This is a genomic window from Sphingobacterium sp. SRCM116780 (genome assembly GCF_021442025.1).
GTDB lineage: Bacteria > Bacteroidota > Bacteroidia > Sphingobacteriales > Sphingobacteriaceae > Sphingobacterium.
In genome coordinates this window covers 2,738,642-2,760,523 of the sequence record NZ_CP090446.1, presented here as the reverse complement: position 1 = coordinate 2,760,523, position 21,882 = coordinate 2,738,642, and the positions used below count along the sequence as shown (strand labels likewise).

Here is a 21,882-nt window from a genome sequence, read left to right as displayed (position 1 = left end):
AATTTTTAACGTTTTTAACACTTTTTTTATTGAAATTCAATCAATCATCTTGTATTAACGGAATAGGTGTTCACATAAAATCAATAATCCTGTAATGCATAATTGATATTTAAATACTGATTTCTTTAATAAATATTAAAAAAAAGAATATTTTATTTTGATTAATAATAAATATTATACTATATTTACAGAAACAAAGCAATAATAATGAAAATTACTACAACCATTACGTCGATTATTATTACCACCGGGATAAAACTTAGGAGGAGGTAGTTTCGTTGTATAGAAATGTAGACAAAATATTTTATAAACGCCTTCCTCCCAGAGTGAAGGCGTTTTTTTTGAGTTTAAAACAACTAAACAGTATCGTATATTATGAAAATTTTGAAATTTGGAGGGACATCAGTAGGTTCTGCAGAAAGCATTAAAGCAGTGCTCAACATCGTTAAGAAATCATATGAAGCGCAAGAGCGCCCATTAATTGTTTTATCAGCAATGTCAGGAGTGACAAACTTGTTAACAAAAATGGCAGAAGATGCTGCAGAAGGAAAAACCTTTGATGAGGGGCTGAAAACATTAGAAGCAAAACACTTTGAGATCATTAAAGCACTGATCTCGATCAAATATCAAAACCCAGTATTCACGAAACTCAAGTTGTTTTTTAATGAAATAGAAGAATTATTACAAGGTATATATGCTTTAAAGGAATTAAGTGAGCAAAGTAAAGATTTAGTCGTTAGCTATGGCGAACGTTGTTCTACGTTTATGGTTTCAAAAATTTCTGAACAATATTTACCAGAATCTATGTTTGTCGATGCTTCGCATTATATAAAAACAGATTCACATTTTGGACATGCCCATGTCAATGATGCTTTGACCGAGCAACTGGTTCAATCCTTATATTTAACAAACAGTGATAAATTGCTTTTTGTGACAGGTTTCATTGCTTCAAATGAAAAGGGGCGTATGACGACTTTAGGAAGAGGAGGATCAGATTATACAGCGGCTATTTTTGGGTCTATTTTGAATGCTTCAGCCATCGAAATATGGACAGATGTAAATGGTATGTTAACAGCAGATCCTCGTATTGTTAAAAAAGCATTCTCTTTGCCAATCCTTTCTTATACAGAAGCCATGGAGTTATCTTACTTTGGAGCAAAGGTTATTTATCCACCAACCATGATTCCTGCTTTTTTGAAGAAGATACCAATTATTATCCGAAACACTTTTGAACCTGATTTTTCAGGTACTGTTATTCAGTTTGATAGTGGAAATACAACCTTGCCAATAAAGGGTATTTCCTCTATTGGAGATATCTCCATTATTAATTTGAGTGGTTCAGGTATGATTGGTAAATCTGGATTCAGTGGTCGATTATTTACGCTGTTAGCGAGGGAGCAGATTAATGTTATCTTAATTACACAATCTTCTTCAGAGCACAGTATCACTTTTGCAGTCAATCCTGATGATGCAGTAAGAGCGAAAATGTTAATCGAAAATGAGTTTGAACTTGAATTGCAAGCTAATAAATTAGCAACACCAGATATTGAAGATCATTTATCAGTACTGGCAATTGTTGGAGAAAATATGAAAAAAACACCTGGAATGTCAGGACAGTTATTTGCGGCATTGGGACGTAATGGCATCAACGTGCGTGCTATAGCACAAGGTTCCTCGGAATACAATATTTCTGTTATTATTGCTAAAAATGATTTATCAAAAGCACTTAATGCTGTTCATGATGCATTTTTTGCTGAATTGAAAAAGACGTTATACGTATTCAACTTGGGAACAGGGAATATCGGTTCGACTTTATTCAAGCAATTGGAAAGCCAACACAATTTCTTGTTGGAAAAAAATGATATTGAAATCAAAGTGGTTGGTGTTTCAAATAGCCGAAAAATGTTATTCAATCTGGATGGTGTTGACTTAGCAAACTGGGAAACGACACTTCAGGAAGATGGAGAAGATGCAGATCTATCTATTTTCATTGAACGTATGAAAGGTTTTAATCTTCCAAATTGTGTATTTATAGATAATACGGCAAGTAAACTACCATCAACTTACTACGAGGGTATTTTCAAAGCTAATATTTCCATTGTTACTTGTAATAAAATTGCGAATTCAGGGAAATATGAACAATATAAAACCCTACGTGATACAGCCCGTAAACATGGTGTGGATTTTTTTTACGAAACAAATGTTGGCGCTGGACTTCCAATTGTGCGTGTGTTAAAAGATTTGATGCTGAGTGGAGATAGAATTGTAAAAATAGAGGCTATTCTTTCTGGAACAATCTCCTATATCTTTAATAATTTTAAAGAGAGTACATCCTTCTATGATGTCGTGAAGCAAGCACAAGAATTGGGATATACGGAGCCAGATCCTCGCGATGATTTAGGAGGAATAGACTTTATGCGTAAAATGTTAATCTTGGCTCGTGATGCGGGATACACCGTAGAAGCGGAAGATGTAGACTTAGGTGCAATTTTACCAGAAGCGTGTTTAAAAGCTACTTCAGTAGAGTCGTTCTATGAAGAATTGAAAAATGAAAATGCGTATTTCGAAGCATTGAAAGAAAAGGCTCAACGTGAAAACAAAGTGATCCGTTATATTGGAAAATTGGAAGATGGCAAAGTCACTATTTCTGTTCAATTGGTAGATGATAAACATCCTTTTTATGCTTTATCAGGAAGTGACAATATTATTTCATTTACTACACAACGCTATAAAGATAGACCATTGGTTGTGAAAGGTCCTGGTGCTGGAGCTGAAGTAACTGCTGCCGGGGTGTTCGCAGATTTAGTAAACGTCGGAGCATAATTAACATTTAAATCCTATCTGTTATTGATGGGGTGATAGCTATAAAAATTAAATATGGAAACTTCTCTATTGAAGAAAAAAATAAATTTAAGCAGTATGTTAACAGAGGTGAGAGTTTTTGCTCCTGCTACTGTAGCCAATATGATTTGTGGTTTTGATATTCTAGGATTTGCATTAGAAGAGCCAGGTGATGAGGTTATTATGCGAAAAACTAGTTCCCCTGGAGTGATTATTACTAAAATCACGGGTGATGATGGGCGTCTTCCTTTAGATGCAGATAAAAATACAGTATCCGCTTGTGTTCAGTTCCTGTTACAACATCTAGGCTTACAACATGATGTAGGGGTCGAGATCGAATTACATAAACATATGCCCATTGGTTCTGGATTAGGTTCAAGCGCAGCAAGCACAGTTGCAGGTTTATATGCCATCAACAAAATGTTGGGAGATCCCTTATCTAAAGAAGAGTTACTCCCCTTCTGTGTAGAGGGTGAAAGACTTGCATGCGGACATGGGCATGCTGATAATGTAGCTCCTTCCTTATTCGGTGGTATTACCTTGATTCGTGGAAATGATCCTTTGGATCTTATCCCTTTGCCGGTTCCTCAGGAATTGATTGCATCGGTGGTATTTCCGCAGGTGGATGTTCCAACACGAGATGCTCGTCAATTGATTAAAGAAAAAGTTTTCCTGAAAGATGCAGTAACACAATGGGGTAATATTGCTGGTTTGGTCGCTGGTTTATTTAAAGAAGATTACGATTTGATCGCTAGAAGTATGCAAGATGTATTGATTGAGCCAACTAGAGCGATTTTAATTCCACAGTTTTACGAGATGAAAAAAATCGCTTTAGAAAATGGAGCGTTAAGTTTTGGAATATCTGGCTCAGGACCTTCTGTCGTTGCAATTACAAAGGATAGAGATAAAGCTAGACACATTACAGATTTGATTCAAGCGCATCTTTCTGTATCTGAAATCGAGAGTTTTGGATATGTATCTGCAGTAAATGTTGAAGGACCTAAAGTATTAAATTAACATATTATGAAATTATACAGTACAAATAATAAAGCGTTAAGAGTGTCATTTAAAGAGGCTGTTTTTAATTCATTGCCTGAAGATAAGGGACTTTATATGCCAGAAGTGATCCCACAATTGGATCCTTTATTCTTGAGAAATATACAGCAATATTCTTTGCAGGAAATTGCTTTTACAATAGCGAATACACTGATTGGAGCGGATATTCCAGTAAATGACTTGAAAAAAATCATTAAAGATGCCATTGATTTTGACGCTCCAGTAAAATTTTTAGCTGCTGATACTGCAGTTTTGGAATTATTTCATGGACCATCTTATGCCTTTAAAGACTTTGGAGCTCGTTTTATGAGTCGTGTGATGGGTTATTTCTCGGCAGCGGATGATCAACTGCTTGATGTATTAGTTGCCACCTCTGGCGATACAGGAGGGGCTGTGGCATTAGGGTTTTTGGGCGTTGAAGGTACACGTGTAACGATTCTTTATCCAAAAGGAAAGGTTTCTGAAGTTCAAGAGTTACAATTGACAACGAATGGACAGAATATCAGAGCTATTGAAGTTGATGGTACTTTTGATGATTGTCAAGCATTAGTTAAACGTGCTTTTAATGATCAAGAGTTGAATCAACAATTACGGTTGACTTCCGCTAATTCGATCAATATCGCACGGTTAATTCCGCAAACATTTTATTATTTTTATGCTTATGCGCAATTAAAAGCACAAGGAGTAGATCGCGTTGTTTTTACTGTTCCAAGCGGTAATTTTGGAAATATTGGTGCAGGCTTGTTGGCTTTTAAAATGGGACTTCCTGTAGAGCAGTTTGTTGCCGCTACAAATGCAAATGATACCGTTCCCCGTTTTCTTAAGTCTGGTCATTATGAACCGAAACCTTCCGTACAAACATTAGCAAATGCAATGGATGTAGGTGATCCAAGTAATTGGGTTCGTATCCAAGATTTATTCGGAAAGGATATTGAGGAATTGAAAAAGATAATTACGACGTATACTTATCAGGATCAAGAAACAAAAGCAGCTATGGAACAATTGTATCATTCTTATCATTATATTGCTTGTCCACATACAGCAATTGCTTGGTTAGCTTCTCAAGCATACAAGGGTGAACATCCTGGTCAATATGGATCAGTGTTCTTATCGACAGCTCATCCATGTAAATTTCCTGATGCGATTTCTGAAGAAGTATTTGCTAAAATTAAATTACCAGCAGGTGCAGAAAAACTAGACGCTAAGAATAAAGAGGTAGTCGCATTAGCTGTAGACTACGATGCTTTTAAGCATTACTTATTAAACCATAAATAAAAAAGATAGCTGTTTGAAAAAGGAAATCGACTGTAAGCAGGTTTTCTCTAGCAGATATCCATATAAAGAGTGTTTGTCCAGCTTATTTGGACAAACACTCTTTTTTATGAAAACTTAAAGCGTTTCCCATACATGGCAGGCATAACGTGCTTGTGTGCTTACTACATTGTCAAAAAATGAATATTAAATAGTAGCATCAAAATATCTTTGTTAAGTCTGTATATGTTGATTTGTTGGTGATAATTACCAAAGTCATCTTTAATTCGCAGTAAGATTCTAGTCAAATTAGTGAAAAACGAGTACTTTTGTGTCGATGAAAAAAATTATTCTGAATAAAGGAAAAGATAAGGCAGCATGGCAACTTCATCCATGGGTCTTTTCGGGGGCAATAAATAGGGTAGAAGGATCACCAGATAACGGGGATGTTGTCAGTGTTTATAATGCAGGGAACGAATTTATTGCCTATGGACTTTATCACGACTCATCTCGTGTTGCTGTTCGATTGCTAGAATGGCATCCTGATCAACAGGTTGATGATCAATGGTGGAGAACACGCATTCAAAAAGCTATAAAAGCACGTCAACATTTGTTTATTGAAGGAAATAACGATACAGCTCGCTTGATTTTTGCCGAAGCGGATTTTATACCAGGATTAATCGTTGATAAATATGCGGATTATATATCTATTCAGGTACATGCTGCAGGTATAGAGAAAATAAAAGATATTGTTATCGATGAACTTAACAAACTTTTGAGTCCCAAAGGTATTTATGAACGTTCTGACCTTAAATCTCGCGAACATGAAGGCTTACCGGATACAAATGGATTGCTTTCCGGCGAATTACCTCCAGAGTTTGTAGAAATTATCGAAAATGGAATTCGCTATCAAGTGAACATTATAGATGGTCAAAAATCAGGCTTCTATTGTGATCAACGTGAAAACAGAGCTCTGACGGCACACTATGTAAAAGACAAGAAGGTCTTGGATTGCTTTTGCTATTCAGGAGGTTTTACATTGAATGCTTTTCAAGAGGGAGCGGCTAGTGTGACTTCCGTAGATAGTTCTGCTTTGGCAATTGAAACTTTGAGAAGCAATATAGTGCTGAATGGTTATGATCAGGATAACCATATTGCCATTCAATCGGATGTCAATAAGCAATTGAAAGAATTTGTAACTACAAATGAAAAGTTCGATGTCATTATTTTAGATCCACCTAAATATGCACCATCAAGATCTGCTTTAGAAAGAGCGTCTCGTGCCTATAAAGATTTAAATAGAAGAGGTTTGCTGCTGTTGGAATCTGGTGGATTACTGGCCACATTCTCTTGTTCCGCTGCTATGGATATTGATACCTTTAAACAAGTGTTGGCATGGGCAGCATTGGATGCTGGTAAAGAGATCCAATTTATTAAACAGTTTCATCAACCCGAAGACCACCCCGTAAGAGCATCCTTTCCAGAGGGGGAATATTTAAAAGGATTATTAGTAAGAGTTATTTAAAAAATAGGAGAGGTTGCTAATCAAAAAGTAACCTCTTTTTTATGTGGATATGGAAGAACAAAAAAATAAAATAAGACCCGAATTTTCTGTTTTACTTGCCGTTAGTTTTGCACATTTATTGAATGATTTTATGCAAGGAGTGATACCTTCCGTATACCCTTTGTTAAAAGAAGAACATCATTTAAGCTTTTCTCAAATTGGACTTATAACTTTCGTCTATCAATTAGCAGCATCTATTTTTCAACCTGTGGTTGGTTCGTACACAGATCGAAAACCGATACCTTATTCTCAAATCATTGGAATGAGTTTTTCAATAACTGGGATGGCATTATTTGCATATGCTCCTAGTTATTCAATTATCTTATGTTCGGTTTTTCTAGTTGGTATTGGATCATCCATATTCCACCCAGAATCCTCTCGAGTTGCTTATATGGCTTCAGGAGGTAAACGAAGCATGGCGCAATCAATCTTCCAAATAGGGGGGAATGGAGGGACAGCATTAGCTCCGATTATTGTTGCCTATTTGGTGTTACCGAGAGGCCAATCTGCCATTGCTTGGTTTTGTCTAGTTGGAATTACAGGACAAATTGTTTCTAGTTATATCGGAAATTGGTACAGTCAGAAACTTAAAAATAGAAGTAAGAATGGAAAAACAACTGTTAAAATTCCTGACTTGTCAGAAACACGTGTTATGATGACAATCTTTATATTGATGTTATTGATTATCTCCAAATACTTTTATATCGCGAGTATTACGAATTACTTTCAATTTTATACCATGAAAAAATTTGGTATTTCAGAAATTCAAGCACAGGTTTATCTTTTTTACTTTTTGATAGCTGTTGCCGCAGGGACATTGTTAGGCGGAATTTTTGGAGATCGTTTTGGAAGAAAATATGTGATTTGGTTTTCAGTATTAGGAGTCGCTCCCTTCACTTTAGCATTGCCTTATGCAAGTTATACGATGACTGGAGTTTTGGTTGTCGTTATAGGTTTGATTCTATCATCCGCATTCCCGGCTATTATTGTCTATGCACAAGAATTATTACCTAAAAAACTGGGAATGGTTTCTGGATTATTTTATGGATTTGCCTTTGGTATGGGCGGGCTTGGTTCAGCTTTATTAGGCTGGCAAGCAGATCATACATCCATTGAGTTTATTTATCATGTCTGTTCCTATTTACCATTAATTGGCGTAGTAGCCTATTTCTTACCCAATTTACAGAACACGCTTTACAAAGAAGTACAATAAACTTCTCTCACGATGTTATAAAATAAATAAAGCGCTCTAGAAGAGCGCTTTATTTATTTTATAACATCTAGCCAAGATTCGGACATAAGACTCGCTCCTGCCAAAGAGGTGTGTATACCATCTGTTGTCCAATAGGAACCTGAAGCACGCTTTTGAGCATCGTCAAAAATGGATTGATAAGGAATAATTGCAGCATTGAACTCTTTTGCGATTTCAATACATACTTGTTGATAGCCTGGAAAATCTGGGAACCAACTATCTGTAACGTGTTTCACATTTTTAACACCAAATGGTTCCCCAATAATCAATTTCACTTGTGGAAGTTGGTCTAATGTTTTTTGTAGTAACACTTGATACTGTTTTTTGAACTGTTCAGGTGTGTTTATTGCGCCACTATCTTTTGTTCTCCAAAAATCATTGACACCAATAAGGATACTTAAAATAGTAGGTTTGAGATCAATAGTGTCTTGTTGCCATCTATTTTGTAGATCTGGTACACGATTTCCACTAATTCCACGATTGTAAATCTTGATATTTTTGTCAGCATATTCTTCAAGTAACATAGCTGCAGCGAGATGGGCATATCCAGTCCCTAGCGCACCACTGTCATTCGCATTGTTATTATTTCGATCCCGACCGTTGTCGGTGATGGAGTCACCTTGAAATAAAATAATATCATTGTTATTGATGCTTATCTTTTTCGATTTTTTTGTACTTGTAATCGTTTCAGCTTGAGACGAAAATAAATTGGCGTTGGTCAATAAACCAGCGCCAATAATACTTTTTGTAATAAATGATCTGCGATTTGTTTTCATATAAGCTATTGATTAGTAGCTTAAATATAAAAAAAATTAACAATACTTTTCAATACCCATCAGAATAATGCTACAAGCCTTCTCAATTTCTGCATGTGAAATCGTTAACGGAGGAGCTACGCGTAGTGCTGTTTCACAATGCAAATACCAGTCAATCATGATTCCTTGTTTCGCGCAATAATTGCTGACATTATACACTTGTTCAAAATTTTCAAGTTGCAAACACATCATCAATCCTTTACCTCTAATCTCTTTGATTTTAGGATGGTTGAGGAGCGTTCTAAACAACTGTTCTTTTTCAGCAACCTGTTCGACCAGTTTGTTCTCTAGAATTACTTCCAAAGAAGCTTTTGCGGCAGCACAACTAACAGGATGACCTCCGAAGGTTGTAATATGACCGAGCATTGGATTATCTTTGATGACATCCATAACTTCCTTAGCGGCTACGAATGCCCCTAATGGCATACCTCCACCAATACCTTTTGCTAACATCAAGATATCCGGTACGATGCCATAGTGTTCAAAAGCGAATAATTTTCCTGTACGACCAAAGCCCGTTTGAATTTCATCAACAACTAACAGTGTGCCTGTTTCATCGCAACGTTTGCGTAGGGCTTGCATATAAGCAGTATCTGGTACCCGAACACCAGCCTCTCCTTGAATAGCTTCTAGGATAACAGCTGCGGTTTTTTCACTAATTAATGATAAGTCTTCTATCTTGTTAAATTCGATAAATTCAATTTCTGGTAGTAGGGGTGCGTATGCAGTATGGTATTCTTCATTCCCAATAAGACTTAAGGCGCCTTGCGTGCTTCCATGATACGCTTTTTTTGTCGCAATAATTTGTCTTCTTCCAGTAAACCGTTTGGCTATTTTCATACTACCTTCTACCGCTTCCGCACCAGAATTGGTAAAATAAACAGATTGAAAATGATCGGGCAGTACAGCTAATAAATCACTGGCAAATTGCACCTGAGGAGCTTGTACAAATTCACCATATACCGTGACATGCAGATATTTTTCAAGTTGATCTTGAATGGCTTGAATGACTTTAGGATTTCTATGGCCGATATTGCTCACGTTAAATCCAGAAACTAAATCCATATACTCCTCACCGTTGGGACCATATAGATAAACTCCTTCTGCTTTTGCAATTTCAATCATCCGTGGTGAGTGAGATGTTTGGGCAGTATTCAATAGGAAAAGTTCACGATTACTTAACATGTTATAGTTACTTTAAAAAAAAGAAGAAGTCTTTTGGACTTCTTCCTGTATTTTGATTCAATTATTTATTATCTTCTGTTATTGAGGGATTTAATCAAGTACTCTCGAAATTCTTGTTCCACTTGAAAGAATTGAGAAGCACGCGCATTGCCAATGACTTTTGCGAATTTTTCTCGATAGCTTTTTTTGATCTCCACTTCTTTGGCGTCGTAAGCGATGACATCACGAGAACCACCTCCTCTTAAACTGTTTTTAGGTGATCCATTACCAGTTTTAGCTTTCTTAACACTCCACATTTGCTTTGAATATTCATTGTATATGGGGAAGAATTGCTGTGCCTCATTTCTAGATAAGTTCAATTCCCTGGTGATAAAAGCTACTTTTTCATTTTCAATCATTTGAAAACGCTCATTGTCTTGTGCATAAGTTGATGATAAACCTATTATACAGAAACAAAATACGACTAGTATATTCTTAACTTTTGACATCATTATAACGTGTATTTAAGATATTCTTCAATATCCTCGTCTTTAATTTTACCATTTGTACCCACCTTTTCTATATCATCGCTATCCATATATTTTGCTACATAGAATAGATCATCTCCACCTCCTGTTTGCGCAAGATAATTGATAATTTCTTGGTCAGATACTTGAGCAAGATTACTTTGCTGCTTTTGAGCATTGCTGTTTTGATATCCAAAATATCCACCAATACCTAGTACAATAGCTAAAGATGCTGCTGCACCATATCTAGCCCAAGACCTTTGTTTAGTGATGGAGCGAATAACAACTTCTTTTTTAACAACTGTACCCGATTCCACTTGAATCGATTTAGTAATTTTTGAAGCCAATCCATCAAAATAATCTTTTGGAACTTCAAATCCGTCTAATGCAGCAAGTTGTTTTAAATTACTTTCCGATATTTTCGATGAGATTTGAGCATTAAGATCTGCAAAATATGCTGAAGGAACATCAAATCCATCTTGATCTACTTGTGACTTTAATTTATCTTCGAAGACCTTCGTTAAGGTATCGTTTTGCAATTGAGGAAAATAATCTTCAGGAACATAAAATCCATCTGTCTGAACTTGTTCTTTTATTTTCTCCTCAGCTATTCTAGCGAAGATTTTTTCTTGAAGGCTTGCAAAATAATCAGTGGGAATGTCAAAATTCTCCTCCTCTTTCCGCGATTCCAATTTGACCTTCGAAATTAACGATGATGTTAAATCATTAAAATAATTTTCGGGAGTGCCAAAAGGATTTACACGTAAAGAGTTTGGAAGATTATTTGCATCCATTCCTTCATGATATGTGCTATTTTCCTTCATAGTAATACTATAGAGTGCTTAAGTTGAAAAAGGTTTAATCATTGTTGTGAAAAAAGGCCTCTATTTTTTTTACAGCCAAATGATATGACGCTTTTAGAGCACCAACACTAGTCCCTAAGACATCAGAAATTTCATCATATTTCATATCATCAAAGTATTTCATGTTGAACACAAGTTTTTGCTTTTCTGGTAATGTCAATAAAGCCTGTTGCAATTTCATCTGTGCTTTATCACCATTAAAATAACTACCACTTGATAAAGATTCCGCTAAATAAGCAGAACTGTCATCATCCAATGACACGTTCTGCTTTAGTTTTTTCTTATTCAAGAATGTTATACACTCATTCGTTGCGATGCGGTAAAGCCAGGTATACAGTTGAGAATCCTCTCTAAAGTTTGCCAAATTGCGCCATACCTTGATGAATATGTCTTGAACAACATCATCTGCATCGTCATGATCAATGACCATTCTTCTCACATGCCAATAGATTTTTTGCTGGTATTTCTTCAACAAAAGATTAAATGCTTCTTCACGCGTACTTTCGTTAGCAAATTTTGAAATGATTAAAGCATCTTCCATTATATTGACGTTGTGATCTATATTTTATTTTCTATTAATAACACGTTGAGCAGCAGCTACAATTGCAGCAGCATTCAAACCATATTTTTCCATTAACTGAGCAGGAGTACCAGACTCACCGAAGCTATCGTCTACTGCGACATATTCTTGAGGACTTGGTAAATGTTTCGCTAATACTTGTGCAACACTATCACCTAGACCACCAAGACGATTATGTTCTTCGGCAGTAACAACGCACTTCGTCTTACCAACTGATGCTAAGATAGCCTCTTCATCCAATGGTTTTATCGTGTGAATATTAATGATTTCAGCATTGATACCTAATTCAGCTAATTTTTCACCCGCTTGAATCGCTTCCCATACTAAATGACCAGTAGCGATAATGGTTACATCCGTTCCTTCATTTAATGTGATTGCTTTACCAATAACAAATTCTTGATCTGCAGGAGTAAAATTAGGAACAACAGGACGTCCGAAACGTAAATAAACAGGACCTTCATATTTTGCAGCAGCAATAGTAGCTGCTTTCGTTTGGTTGAAATCACAAGGATTGATAACCGTCATTCCTGGTAACATTTTCATCAAACCGATGTCCTCTAAAATTTGGTGAGTAGCACCATCTTCTCCTAAAGTCAAACCAGCGTGTGAAGCTGCTATTTTAACATTTTTGTTAGAATAAGCAATGGATTGACGGATCTGATCATAAACACGACCCGTTGAGAAATTTGCAAATGTACCAGTGAAAGGAATTTTACCACCAATTGTTAATCCTGCGGCAATTCCCATCATGTTTGCTTCAGCAATACCAATTTGGAAAAAGCGTTCTGGAAACTCATTTATAAAATCGTTCATTTTTAATGAACCGATTAAGTCAGCACATAATGCAACAACATTTTCGTTTTGTTTACCTGCTTCTAATAATCCGGCTCCAAATCCTGAACGGGTATCTTTTGATTCTGTGAAAGTATATTTTTTCATTTTTACTAGTATTTAGATATTAGTAGATAGTATTTAGATCTAATATCTATTATCTAAAAATTAATAATCGCCTAAAGTTTCTGATAATTGACCTAGAGCAGATACTAATTGATCATTGTTAGGAGCAACACCATGCCATTTGTGAGATCCCATCATGAAATCTACACCATTACCCATTTCAGTATGCAATAATATAACAACTGGTTTACCTTTTCCTGTGTGTGATTTAGCTTCTTCAAGTCCAGCTACAACAGACGCCATATTGTTACCTTTTGCGATTTCTAATACATCCCATCCGAAAGCTTCCCATTTCGCGCGAAGATTTCCTAATGAAAGGACTTGTTCTGTTGAACCATCGATTTGAGCACCATTGTAATCAACTGCAGCAATTAAGTTGTCAACTTTATTGTGAGGAGCGTACATGGCTGCCTCCCAAACTTGACCTTCTTGCAATTCACCATCTCCCATTAAAACATAAACAAGATTCGTATCCTTATTTAGTTTTTTAGCTTGAGCAGCACCAATTGCAGCAGAAAGACCTTGACCTAATGAACCAGATGCAATGCGAATTCCCGGTAAATGCTCGTGCGTAGTAGGGTGTCCTTGAAGGCGTGAATTGATTTTTCTGAATGTCGCCAATTCACTTATTTCAAAGTATCCTGCACGTGCAAGTGTACTGTAGAAAACAGGTGAAATGTGACCATTTGATAAGAAAAATAAATCTTCTCCGATGCCATCCATATGGAAAGATGGATCATGTTTCATCGCATTGAAATAAAGAGCTACAAAGTAATCCGTACAACCTAATGAACCACCTGGGTGGCCAGATTGACAAGCATGTACCATGCGTACGATGTCACGTCTTACTTGTGATGCAATTTGTTCTAGTTTATTGATATCTGCACTCATTTTAATATATTGATTTCACAATTAGCCGTAAAGTTAGTCATTTTTAGGAGAGTAGGGGACATAAAATGCAAATTTATCGTGATTCACCATCGTCGATAGAAGAATTTATACATTCGTTTATTTTTCAGGATTATATCCTATATTAAGTACTGCTATTGTGGTCATTATAAATGGGACGTTTTAAGGACATTATTTAAAATAATGCTAAATATTTTTGTAAGTTTAGAACCAAGTTTAGTGTCTGATTATGATTAAATTTAAATATACCATTACCTTTCTTTTGTTGAGCTGTGCAAATTGTGTTTTAGCCCAAAATAACACGAACATTTATCATAGAAATTGGATTGATTTTAATAAAAATGGAAAAATGGATCCATTTGAAGATCCGAAACAAGCTATTGATCTCCGTGTTGCAGATTTACTAGCGCAGATGAACGACGATGAGAAAATAAATCAAACAGTTACACTGTATGGATATGGACGAGTCCTTCAGGATGAACTTCCCACTGCTGAATGGAAAAATAAGGTTTGGGTTCATGGGCTAGGAAATATAGATGAGATGTTAAATGGTTTAGCCTATAATAAATCTGCTCAAACAGTATATTCTTATCCTTTCAGTAAACATGCACAGGCATTAAATAAAATACAAAAATGGTTTATTGAAGAAACAAGATTAGGTATTCCAGTAGATTTTACCAATGAAGGAATCCACGGTCTTAACCATGATCGTGCAACAGCATTGCCTGCCCCTATCAATATTGGAAGTACTTGGAATAGAGCGCTGGTACACCAATCTGCCGAGATGATTGGGAGAGAAGCGCGAAATTTAGGCTATACCAATGTTTATTCACCAATTTTGGATGTTTCAAGAGATCCGCGTTGGGGGAGAGTCGTCGAAACATATGGTGAGGATCCGTTTCATATTGCTGAACTAGGAAAACAAGTGGTACTTGGGATTCAATCTCAAGGAGTTGCTTCCACTTTAAAGCACTTTGCAGTATATTCTGTCCCTAAAGGAGGTCGCGATGGAAATGCACGAACTGATCCTCATGTCGCTTTTAGAGAATTGCATATGATGCATTTGTATCCATTTAGAAGAGTCATAAAAGAGGCGCATCCATTAGGGGTGATGAGCAGTTATAATGATTATGACGGAATTCCAGTTTCAGGAAGTCGATATTTTCTGTATGATTTGCTTCGTAAAGATTATGGTTTTGAAGGATACGTCGTTTCTGATAGTGATGCATTAGAATTTATTTATAATAAACACTCCGTTGTCGATTCATATAAAATGGCCATTAAAAAAGCATTAGAAGCTGGATTAAATGTTAGGACTACTTTTACAGAACCAGATGTCTATTTGAATCCTTTACGTGAATTAGTTCAAAATAAAGAAATTGATATTACTGTCATTGACGATCGCGTTCGGGAGATTTTAAAAACAAAGTTTAAGTTGGGTTTATTTGATCCTAAAGTAGTCCAGGTAAACAAGTCTGTTGATAAAGAAATGCATACTGCAGAGGATGAAAAAATTTCTTTAGAAATGAACCGCGAATCTATCGTATTATTGAAAAATGAAAATAAGTTATTGCCATTGGATAAAACAAAAATAAAATCATTGTTTATTACAGGGCCAATGGCTGAAGAAAAAAGATATACAACGAGTCGCTATGGGCCTTCAAATAATGATGTTACGACGATTAGAAAAGGTATTGAGGACTATGCCTTAGCCAACGGTATTTCATCCCAATATGCAAAAGGAGTAAATACGATAGATAAGGGCTGGCCTGAAACTGAAATTATACCTACGGAAATCGACGACGATGAAAGAAAGGATATGAAAGCAGGGTTGTCATTGGCGGCTCAAAGTGATGTCATTATAGCTGTAATGGGAGAATCTGATCGTGAAGTTGGAGAAAGTCGTTCAAGAACAAGTTTAGATTTACCAGGTAAGCAACGAAATTATCTAATGGAACTGCAAAAATTAGGTAAACCAATCGTATTAGTTTTGGTAAATGGCAGACCCCTTACCATTAATTGGGAAAATAAATATTTGCCAGCCATCTTAGAAACTTGGTTTTTAGGCCCCCAAAGTGGTCGTATAGTTGCCGAAACACTATTTGGAGATAATAACCCTGGCGGAAAATTATCAATCTCTTTTCCAAAATCAATTGGACAGATTGAAATGAATTTTCCGACCAAGCCAGCTGCTCAAGCAGGGCAACCAGGAGTAGGACCGAATGGTTGGGGGAATAGTAGGGTCGAGGGATTCCTTTATCCATTTGGCTATGGTTTAAGTTATACCTCTTTCGAGCTATCAAATCTTGTTGTTGATAAAAAAAATATCACGAGTACAGATAGTCTTACTGTTCGTGTTGATGTGAAAAATACTGGAGATAGAATAGGTGATGAAGTTGTTCAACTCTATATTAAAGATGTGGTCTCTTCAGTCACTACTTATGAAATGGATTTAAGAGGATTTGAACGGGTTCGGTTAAACCCCAATGAAGTTAAAACCATTACATTTAAAATCAGACCTCAAGATTTGATATTATTAGATGAGCACATGAATTGGACAGTTGAGCCAGGTGATTTTGAAATTTTTATTGGTAATTCATCTCAAAATTTACCATTGAAGACAAAATTTTCTGTGCAGTAGAATAGCTGGTGTAACAATAGAATCTACGGAATGTTTTTGCCAATGGGACTTATAAAAATTGTCATGTTGTAGCAATAAGTTGGCAGTATTGTATAGCCTTTGTTATTAAAAGATAATTTATCCACAATGGGAAAAATACGTTGCAAAAGAAAAGCCGTTCATTTAGAACGGCTTTTCTTTTATAATCTCTATGTATAGACTTACATCGCTTCAGCTACAACTTCTTCAACTTCAGGAACCATACGTTTTAATAAACCTTCAATTCCAGATTTTAACGTGATGGTAGAAGAAGGGCAGCCACTGCATGATCCACGTAATTCTACTGTCACAACACCTTCATTGAAAGATTTATAAGCAATCGCTCCACCGTCTTGTTCTACAGCAGGACGTACGTAATCATGTAATACTTGTTGGATTTTAATCTCTACCTCCGAACCTTCAAAGTTTACATCTTCTGTATGTTCAATTGGTTTTACAGCAAGTTCTGACTCCACAGCACCTTTTACAAAATCTTTTAAAAGCGTTTCGATATCACTCCATTCAGCATCTTCAGTCTTCGTAATGGTGACGAAATTACTAGCAAAAAATACACCGTTTACAAAGTTGAATTTAAATAATTCCTTTGCAAAAACTGATTCTTGTGCTTTCTCTTTATCTGGATAATCCAAACTACCATTGATCAATAGCTTATTGACCAAAAATTTCATTGTAGCTGGATTTGGAGTAGATTCTGTATATACGTTTATTGTTGCCATATTAATCTGTGTCTATTTGAAAAACAAATATAAGCTAAATATAAAGTGAAGTTCGTCATTAAAGCGTAAAAGCTTATAGACTAACACCCGTATAGCTAGAAGGACTGATCAATTTTAATTCTGCCTTTACTTCTTCTGTAACATTTAAACCATCAACAAATACTGCAATTGTTTCTGCTGTCACATGTGTGTTTGTCCGCGTCAAATCTTTCAACGCTTCATATGGTTTTGGATAACCTTCGCGTCTCAAAATAGTTTGAATAGCTTCTGCAACTACAGCCCAGTTATTATTTAAATCAGCTTGCAAAGCATTTTCATTTAAGATCAATTTACGTAAACCTCTTAATGTAGATTTAATAGCAATTAACGTATGTGCAAATGGAACACCAATATTACGTAAAACGGTTGAATCTGTTAAATCACGTTGCAGACGAGAAATAGGTAATTTTGCTGCTAAGTGTTCAAAAATAGCATTCGCAATTCCTAAATTACCTTCCGCATTTTCAAAATCAATTGGGTTTACTTTATGCGGCATTGCCGATGATCCAATTTGACCAGCAGTAATTTTTTGCTTAAAATATTCCATGGATACATAAGTCCAAATATCACGACATAGATCGATGATAATATTGTTAATGCGTTTGAAAGCATCACAACTCGCTGCAAAATTATCATAATGTTCGATTTGTGTAGTCGTTTGTGAACGACTCAAACCTAATGATTCATTGACAAATTTATTTCCAAAAGCTACCCAATCTGTTTGTGGATAAGCAACGTGATGCGCATTGAAGTTTCCAGTAGCACCACCAAATTTTGCTGAGTATGGTACAGCAGATAATTGTTCCAATTGACGTTCAATACGTTCAACAAAAACTTTTATCTCTTTACCTAGTCGAGTCGGAGAGGCTGGTTGTCCATGTGTACGTGCTAACATGGATACATGTGACCAATTCTGAGATAACGATGTTAATTCTTGAACCAATTCATTGATTGCTGGTGTATAGACATTTTTTATAGCATCCTTCCAAGAATAAGGAATAGCGGTGTTATTGATGTCCTGAGAAGTTAAACCAAAATGGATGAATTCTAAAGAGTCATGGAGACCTAGTTTTTCAAATCGATCTTTCAAAAAGTATTCAACAGCTTTTACATCATGATTCGTTACTTTCTCTGTATTCTTAATCCAAGTTGCATCTTCTTCTGTAAAGTTTCTATATAGATCACGTAGTTTTTCGTTCAAAGAACCATCAAAATGATTCAATTGTTCAATCCCCGATTCAGAAAGAGCAATAAAATACTCTACTTCTACTAATACACGGTATTTAATTAAGGCAAATTCAGAAAAATAAGCTGCTAATTCTTGTGTTGCGTTATGATAACGACCGTCTACTGGAGATACGGCGGTAAGTGATGATAAGGCCATAATACTTTTTTGTTTGTGCAAAGGTAAAAAATTGATAGGAGCTTATCAATTTAAATCAGAGGTATATAACAAAAAAAAGCCCCACATCATGTGGAGCTTTTAATATTTTTAAAATCAGTTCCCTGAAATTAGTGAGCAGCTTTTGCTGAATCAATAGCAACTTTAGCTGAATCAACAACAGCTTTAGCTGAGTCAATAGCAACATTAGCTGAATCAATAACAGTTTTAGCTGAGTCAACAGCAGCTGAATCAGTAGCAGTTTCTGTTTTGTTTGCAGTACCATTACAAGAAGCGAAAGCTACAGTTAAAGCTAATCCTAAGAAAGCGAATTTGAATGAATTTTTCATTTTGATATTTTTTTAATTTTATTAAATTTCTTTATTTATATATGTTTATACCTTAAATAAGAAAAGGTAACCCATTTATTTTATTTTTTTTGAAGAAAGCTTGCATCATAACAATGCAAGCTTTTATTCTTTAAACAGTACTAAAATTATTTAGTAACTGCTGAATCAACTTTCGCAGCAGCAGAATCAACTTTTGCAGCAGCAGAGTCAACTTTGTTAGCAGCTGAATCTAATACAGTAGCAGCAGAATCAACTAAAGCAGCAGCTGAATCAGCAGCAGCATTAGTTTTAGTTTCAGCACCACCACAAGAAGCGAAAGCTACAGTTAAAGCTAATCCTAAGAAAGCGAATTTTAATGAATTTTTCATTTTGATTTTTCTAAATTAATTGAAACAAAATTGTTTATTTATCATTAATACCCTTAAAGGAAAAAGGTAACCTACAAAATGTTATTTTTTTTAAAATAATTTTAATATGCTGATTTTCAGATTTATAAAATTTATTTTTTTGTAAATCTGAGCGTTTTTATCTCAAATAACAAAAACTTTCTGCCATAAATACTGTATATTGATCATACAAGAGATAGGTATTAACTAAAAAAGGAGATTATGTTTGATAAAATGAAAGGCATATTGGATCTAATAAAAACAGTCGATTTGGAGAAGTTGCAACAGATTTCTCAAAAGGTTGATTTGGGTCAAGTATTGGATGCTGTATCAAAAATGGATGATAATCAATTAAAAGGAGTGATGAAACTGCTTTCAGGAGAAAGTAAAAAAAGAGAACTCCCTCCCATTAATGGTGATTTTTATAATATTGATGCTAAACTATCAACAGAAGATAGAGCTATTCAGTTGAAAGTTCGCGATTTTATGGAAAAGGAAATTAGCCCCTTAGTTAATAGTTATTGGTTGAAAGATGAGTTTCCCTTTGAAATTATAGAAAAATTTGCTGCTTTAAATATTTGTGGTTACACCTATGATGGTTATGGATGTGCTGGAGGAAGTTCCCTAATGGAGGGGGTAATTGCAGCTGAAATAGCGCGAGTTGATGCCTCTATCGCAACATTTTTTGGTGTTCAAAGTGGTTTGGCTATGGGCTCAATTTATATTTGTGGTTCTGATGCTCAAAAAGAAGAATGGCTGCCGCGTATGCAACAGATGAAAGTTATAGGAGCTTTTGGTCTTACGGAGCCCGAGGTAGGATCTGGTGCAGCAGGGGGATTGACCACGACATGCAAAAAAACAGATGAGGGATGGGTGCTTAATGGCCAAAAGAAATGGATTGGAAATTCAACCTTTTCTGATATCACGATTATTTGGGCAAGAGATTTAGATGATGGAGAAGTAAAGGGTTTTATTGTTCGTAAAGATAATCCTGCTTTTAAAGTAGAAAAAATAAAAGGGAAGATGGCTTTGCGGATTGTTCAAAATGGATTAATCACATTAACAGATTGCTTAATTCCAGAATCAGATCGTTTACAAAATGCAAATAGTTTTAAAGACACGGCAAAGGTTTTGCAAATGACTAGGGCAGGTGTCGCATGGATGGCAGTAGGTTGTGCGCGAGGAGCCTATGAAAATGCGCTAGATTATACAAGAAAACGGAAGCAATTTGGAAAACCAATTGCTGCTTTTCAGTTGATCCAAAACCACCTGGTGGAAATGTTATCTAATTTAACGGCTATGCAGACGCTGGTGTATCGGTTATCTGAACTTCAGGATAATGGTGAATTGAAAGATGAACATGCCTCTTTGGCAAAAGTGTTTTGTTCATTACGTACACGGGATATCGTCTCTAAAGCACGTGAAGTAATGGGAGGGAATGGAATCTTGTTGGAATATAATGTTGCCCGGTTCTTAGCTGATGCTGAAGCTATTTATTCATACGAAGGCACGAAAGAAATCAATTCTTTAATTGTGGGTAGAAGCATAACAGGTTTTAGTGCCTTTGTCTAAAAAGGTCATTGACTAACCATAAAAAAAGGATTCCAAATTGATTTGGAATCCTTTTTTTATGGTATTAAATTAATCCCTATTTTTTATGAAAACGCATCATCGCAATATCACCCATAATGAACGTTAGTGTTTGCCCGTCAACACTATAGGTATTAATTTTTTCCAAAGTACTGAAGTAAACCTGTTCTCCAGAACCTCCACACCCCATTTTTGTAGACATGATAGGGCCAAAATTGATTTTATGATCGTCAGTTTTGAAATTAGTATTGTAAGTATTGCAACTTCCGTTACCTGAAACTTTATTTGACGCTAGATCAAAAGTAATGGTTGGTTTTGAATTTGGATACAAACCGTTGAAAGCAATGCGAGGACCCGATATATAGTCCAATTCCCAAGTTCCTGATAATGCATTTGCTGTGGTTGCTTCTGGCATCAATTTGAATTTAGCTAAAGAAGTAGATGCGCCTTTATTTAGGTTTAAAATACCTTCTTTTATAATATATCCATCAGCAGCGATTAGTGCTTTTGATAATGAATGTTCAATATCCAGATCAGGACAAGCCATCATCGTTGACATACCTTGAGAAAATTTAATTTTATTTTTTCCTGTAATACTTACCGCACCACCCATTGTATTGCAGCCCGCATTGGCAAGGTAGTTTTTATCGTCCAATTGCAAATATGGTATACGACCATTTATCTTTTCAGCTATTGCTTTTCCATTTAATTCAATTAATTGCCATTTCTTACCCGTAATCTCGATTGTTTTTGTTGTATTGGAGGTATCATGCATGTCTGCTTTCTTTCTGAAAATTGAGCAACTGCTCAATCCTACTAAAAGAGTTGCTATTATTAAAGTCTGGCTAAATTTCATTTTTATCTTATTTTAATGTAACTGTTAAACACTAAATCTAACGTATTGTTTAACGGATTGCTACAGTAGCATACGAAAAAAGAGGAAACCAATCGCTGATTTCCT

19 protein-coding genes are annotated in these 21,882 nt (G+C 35.6%); 7 read left to right on the top strand and 12 right to left on the bottom strand.

Annotated features, from left to right (window positions below; translation table 11 throughout):
* Positions 1-375: 375 nt before the first annotated feature.
* From thrA to LZQ00_RS11815, 5 genes are all read left to right on the top strand, one after another.
* Positions 376-2,823, top strand: a complete 2,448-nt coding sequence (thrA, locus tag LZQ00_RS11835) for a bifunctional aspartate kinase/homoserine dehydrogenase I (protein WP_234509500.1) — start codon at positions 376-378, stop codon at positions 2,821-2,823.
* Positions 2,824-2,919: 96 nt separating this feature from the next.
* A complete protein-coding gene (locus LZQ00_RS11830) occupies positions 2,920-3,858 on the top strand; it encodes a homoserine kinase (protein WP_234509499.1) in 939 nt (312 codons plus the stop codon).
* Between the two features lie 6 nt (positions 3,859-3,864).
* Positions 3,865-5,172: a threonine synthase gene (gene thrC / locus LZQ00_RS11825; protein ID WP_234509498.1), complete on the top strand. Its 1,308-nt coding sequence runs from the start codon at positions 3,865-3,867 to the stop codon at positions 5,170-5,172.
* Positions 5,173-5,485: 313 nt separating this feature from the next.
* A complete protein-coding gene (locus LZQ00_RS11820; protein WP_234509497.1) occupies positions 5,486-6,673 on the top strand; it encodes a class I SAM-dependent rRNA methyltransferase in 1,188 nt (395 codons plus the stop codon).
* 49 nt (positions 6,674-6,722) lie between these two features.
* Positions 6,723-7,925 carry an MFS transporter gene (locus tag LZQ00_RS11815; protein WP_234509496.1) on the top strand — a complete coding sequence of 401 codons (1,203 nt, stop codon included), beginning with the start codon at positions 6,723-6,725 and terminating at the stop codon, positions 7,923-7,925.
* 53 nt (positions 7,926-7,978) lie between these two features.
* Here LZQ00_RS11815 and LZQ00_RS11810 read toward each other — a convergent pair whose 3' ends face one another.
* The 7 genes from LZQ00_RS11810 to LZQ00_RS11780 all read right to left on the bottom strand — a co-directional run bounded on the left by LZQ00_RS11810 (position 7,979) and on the right by LZQ00_RS11780 (position 13,761).
* Positions 7,979-8,740: an SGNH/GDSL hydrolase family protein gene (locus tag LZQ00_RS11810; protein ID WP_234509495.1), complete on the bottom strand. Its 762-nt coding sequence runs from the start codon at positions 8,738-8,740 to the stop codon at positions 7,979-7,981.
* 36 nt (positions 8,741-8,776) lie between these two features.
* Complete coding sequence (locus tag LZQ00_RS11805) at positions 8,777-9,964, bottom strand: aspartate aminotransferase family protein (protein WP_234509494.1); 1,188 nt, start codon at positions 9,962-9,964, stop codon at positions 8,777-8,779.
* 68 nt (positions 9,965-10,032) lie between these two features.
* The gene (locus LZQ00_RS11800; protein ID WP_234509493.1) at positions 10,033-10,455 is read right to left on the bottom strand and encodes a hypothetical protein; all 423 of its coding nucleotides are present in this window, start codon (positions 10,453-10,455) and stop codon (positions 10,033-10,035) included.
* Positions 10,455-11,294 carry a hypothetical protein gene (locus LZQ00_RS11795; RefSeq protein ID WP_234509492.1) on the bottom strand — a complete coding sequence of 280 codons (840 nt, stop codon included), beginning with the start codon at positions 11,292-11,294 and terminating at the stop codon, positions 10,455-10,457. Before LZQ00_RS11795 ends, LZQ00_RS11800 begins: the two co-directional genes overlap by 1 nt.
* Before the next feature lie 34 nt (positions 11,295-11,328).
* Entirely contained in the window at positions 11,329-11,874 is a 546-nt protein-coding gene (locus LZQ00_RS11790; RefSeq protein ID WP_234509491.1) for an RNA polymerase sigma factor, read from the bottom strand.
* Between the two features lie 24 nt (positions 11,875-11,898).
* On the bottom strand, positions 11,899-12,852 hold the full coding sequence (locus LZQ00_RS11785) for a transketolase family protein (RefSeq protein WP_234509490.1): 954 nt from the start codon (positions 12,850-12,852) through the stop codon (positions 11,899-11,901).
* Positions 12,853-12,912: 60 nt separating this feature from the next.
* Positions 12,913-13,761 (bottom strand): transketolase, encoded by an 849-nt coding sequence (locus LZQ00_RS11780; protein ID WP_234509489.1) that lies wholly within the window; start codon positions 13,759-13,761, stop codon positions 12,913-12,915.
* A gap of 247 nt (positions 13,762-14,008) precedes the next feature.
* Here LZQ00_RS11780 and LZQ00_RS11775 point away from each other — a divergent pair, with 247 nt between their 5' ends.
* A complete protein-coding gene (locus LZQ00_RS11775; protein ID WP_234509488.1) occupies positions 14,009-16,420 on the top strand; it encodes a glycoside hydrolase family 3 N-terminal domain-containing protein in 2,412 nt (803 codons plus the stop codon).
* Between the two features lie 200 nt (positions 16,421-16,620).
* Here LZQ00_RS11775 and LZQ00_RS11770 read toward each other — a convergent pair whose 3' ends face one another.
* The 4 genes from LZQ00_RS11770 to LZQ00_RS11755 form a co-directional block, all read right to left on the bottom strand.
* Complete coding sequence (locus LZQ00_RS11770) at positions 16,621-17,175, bottom strand: NifU family protein (protein WP_234509487.1); 555 nt, start codon at positions 17,173-17,175, stop codon at positions 16,621-16,623.
* A 73-nt stretch (positions 17,176-17,248) separates the two neighbouring features.
* A complete protein-coding gene (gene purB / locus LZQ00_RS11765) occupies positions 17,249-18,598 on the bottom strand; it encodes an adenylosuccinate lyase (RefSeq protein WP_234509486.1) in 1,350 nt (449 codons plus the stop codon).
* 128 nt (positions 18,599-18,726) lie between these two features.
* Positions 18,727-18,945: a hypothetical protein gene (locus tag LZQ00_RS11760; protein WP_234509485.1), complete on the bottom strand. Its 219-nt coding sequence runs from the start codon at positions 18,943-18,945 to the stop codon at positions 18,727-18,729.
* Between the two features lie 146 nt (positions 18,946-19,091).
* Positions 19,092-19,313, bottom strand: coding sequence for a hypothetical protein (locus LZQ00_RS11755; protein ID WP_234509484.1), 222 nt, complete (start codon positions 19,311-19,313; stop codon positions 19,092-19,094).
* A gap of 240 nt (positions 19,314-19,553) precedes the next feature.
* On the opposite strand from LZQ00_RS11755, the gene LZQ00_RS11750 reads away from it, so the two are divergent.
* Positions 19,554-20,903 carry an acyl-CoA dehydrogenase family protein gene (locus LZQ00_RS11750; protein ID WP_234509483.1) on the top strand — a complete coding sequence of 450 codons (1,350 nt, stop codon included), beginning with the start codon at positions 19,554-19,556 and terminating at the stop codon, positions 20,901-20,903.
* 76 nt (positions 20,904-20,979) lie between these two features.
* Here the strand turns inward: LZQ00_RS11750 and LZQ00_RS11745 are convergent, their stop codons facing one another.
* The gene (locus LZQ00_RS11745; protein WP_234509482.1) at positions 20,980-21,777 is read right to left on the bottom strand and encodes an META domain-containing protein; all 798 of its coding nucleotides are present in this window, start codon (positions 21,775-21,777) and stop codon (positions 20,980-20,982) included.
* Between the last annotated feature and the right edge of the window lie 105 nt (positions 21,778-21,882).

What these genes read in the sequence shown, in the direction of transcription:
- thrA (WP_234509500.1), top strand. Translation starts at nt 376, where the DNA reads ATGAAAATTTTGAAATTTGGAGGGACATCAGTAGGTTCTGCAGAAAGC.
- LZQ00_RS11830 (WP_234509499.1), top strand. Translation starts at nt 2,920, where the DNA reads ATGTTAACAGAGGTGAGAGTTTTTGCTCCTGCTACTGTAGCCAATATG.
- thrC (WP_234509498.1), top strand. Translation starts at nt 3,865, where the DNA reads ATGAAATTATACAGTACAAATAATAAAGCGTTAAGAGTGTCATTTAAA.
- LZQ00_RS11820 (WP_234509497.1), top strand. Translation starts at nt 5,486, where the DNA reads ATGAAAAAAATTATTCTGAATAAAGGAAAAGATAAGGCAGCATGGCAA.
- LZQ00_RS11815 (WP_234509496.1), top strand. Translation starts at nt 6,723, where the DNA reads ATGGAAGAACAAAAAAATAAAATAAGACCCGAATTTTCTGTTTTACTT.
- LZQ00_RS11810 (WP_234509495.1), bottom strand. Translation starts at nt 8,740, where the DNA reads ATGAAAACAAATCGCAGATCATTTATTACAAAAAGTATTATTGGCGCT.
- LZQ00_RS11805 (WP_234509494.1), bottom strand. Translation starts at nt 9,964, where the DNA reads ATGTTAAGTAATCGTGAACTTTTCCTATTGAATACTGCCCAAACATCT.
- LZQ00_RS11800 (WP_234509493.1), bottom strand. Translation starts at nt 10,455, where the DNA reads ATGATGTCAAAAGTTAAGAATATACTAGTCGTATTTTGTTTCTGTATA.
- LZQ00_RS11795 (WP_234509492.1), bottom strand. Translation starts at nt 11,294, where the DNA reads ATGAAGGAAAATAGCACATATCATGAAGGAATGGATGCAAATAATCTT.
- LZQ00_RS11790 (WP_234509491.1), bottom strand. Translation starts at nt 11,874, where the DNA reads ATGGAAGATGCTTTAATCATTTCAAAATTTGCTAACGAAAGTACGCGT.
- LZQ00_RS11785 (WP_234509490.1), bottom strand. Translation starts at nt 12,852, where the DNA reads ATGAAAAAATATACTTTCACAGAATCAAAAGATACCCGTTCAGGATTT.
- LZQ00_RS11780 (WP_234509489.1), bottom strand. Translation starts at nt 13,761, where the DNA reads ATGAGTGCAGATATCAATAAACTAGAACAAATTGCATCACAAGTAAGA.
- LZQ00_RS11775 (WP_234509488.1), top strand. Translation starts at nt 14,009, where the DNA reads ATGATTAAATTTAAATATACCATTACCTTTCTTTTGTTGAGCTGTGCA.
- LZQ00_RS11770 (WP_234509487.1), bottom strand. Translation starts at nt 17,175, where the DNA reads ATGGCAACAATAAACGTATATACAGAATCTACTCCAAATCCAGCTACA.
- purB (WP_234509486.1), bottom strand. Translation starts at nt 18,598, where the DNA reads ATGGCCTTATCATCACTTACCGCCGTATCTCCAGTAGACGGTCGTTAT.
- LZQ00_RS11760 (WP_234509485.1), bottom strand. Translation starts at nt 18,945, where the DNA reads ATGAAAAATTCATTCAAATTCGCTTTCTTAGGATTAGCTTTAACTGTA.
- LZQ00_RS11755 (WP_234509484.1), bottom strand. Translation starts at nt 19,313, where the DNA reads ATGAAAAATTCATTAAAATTCGCTTTCTTAGGATTAGCTTTAACTGTA.
- LZQ00_RS11750 (WP_234509483.1), top strand. Translation starts at nt 19,554, where the DNA reads ATGTTTGATAAAATGAAAGGCATATTGGATCTAATAAAAACAGTCGAT.
- LZQ00_RS11745 (WP_234509482.1), bottom strand. Translation starts at nt 21,777, where the DNA reads ATGAAATTTAGCCAGACTTTAATAATAGCAACTCTTTTAGTAGGATTG.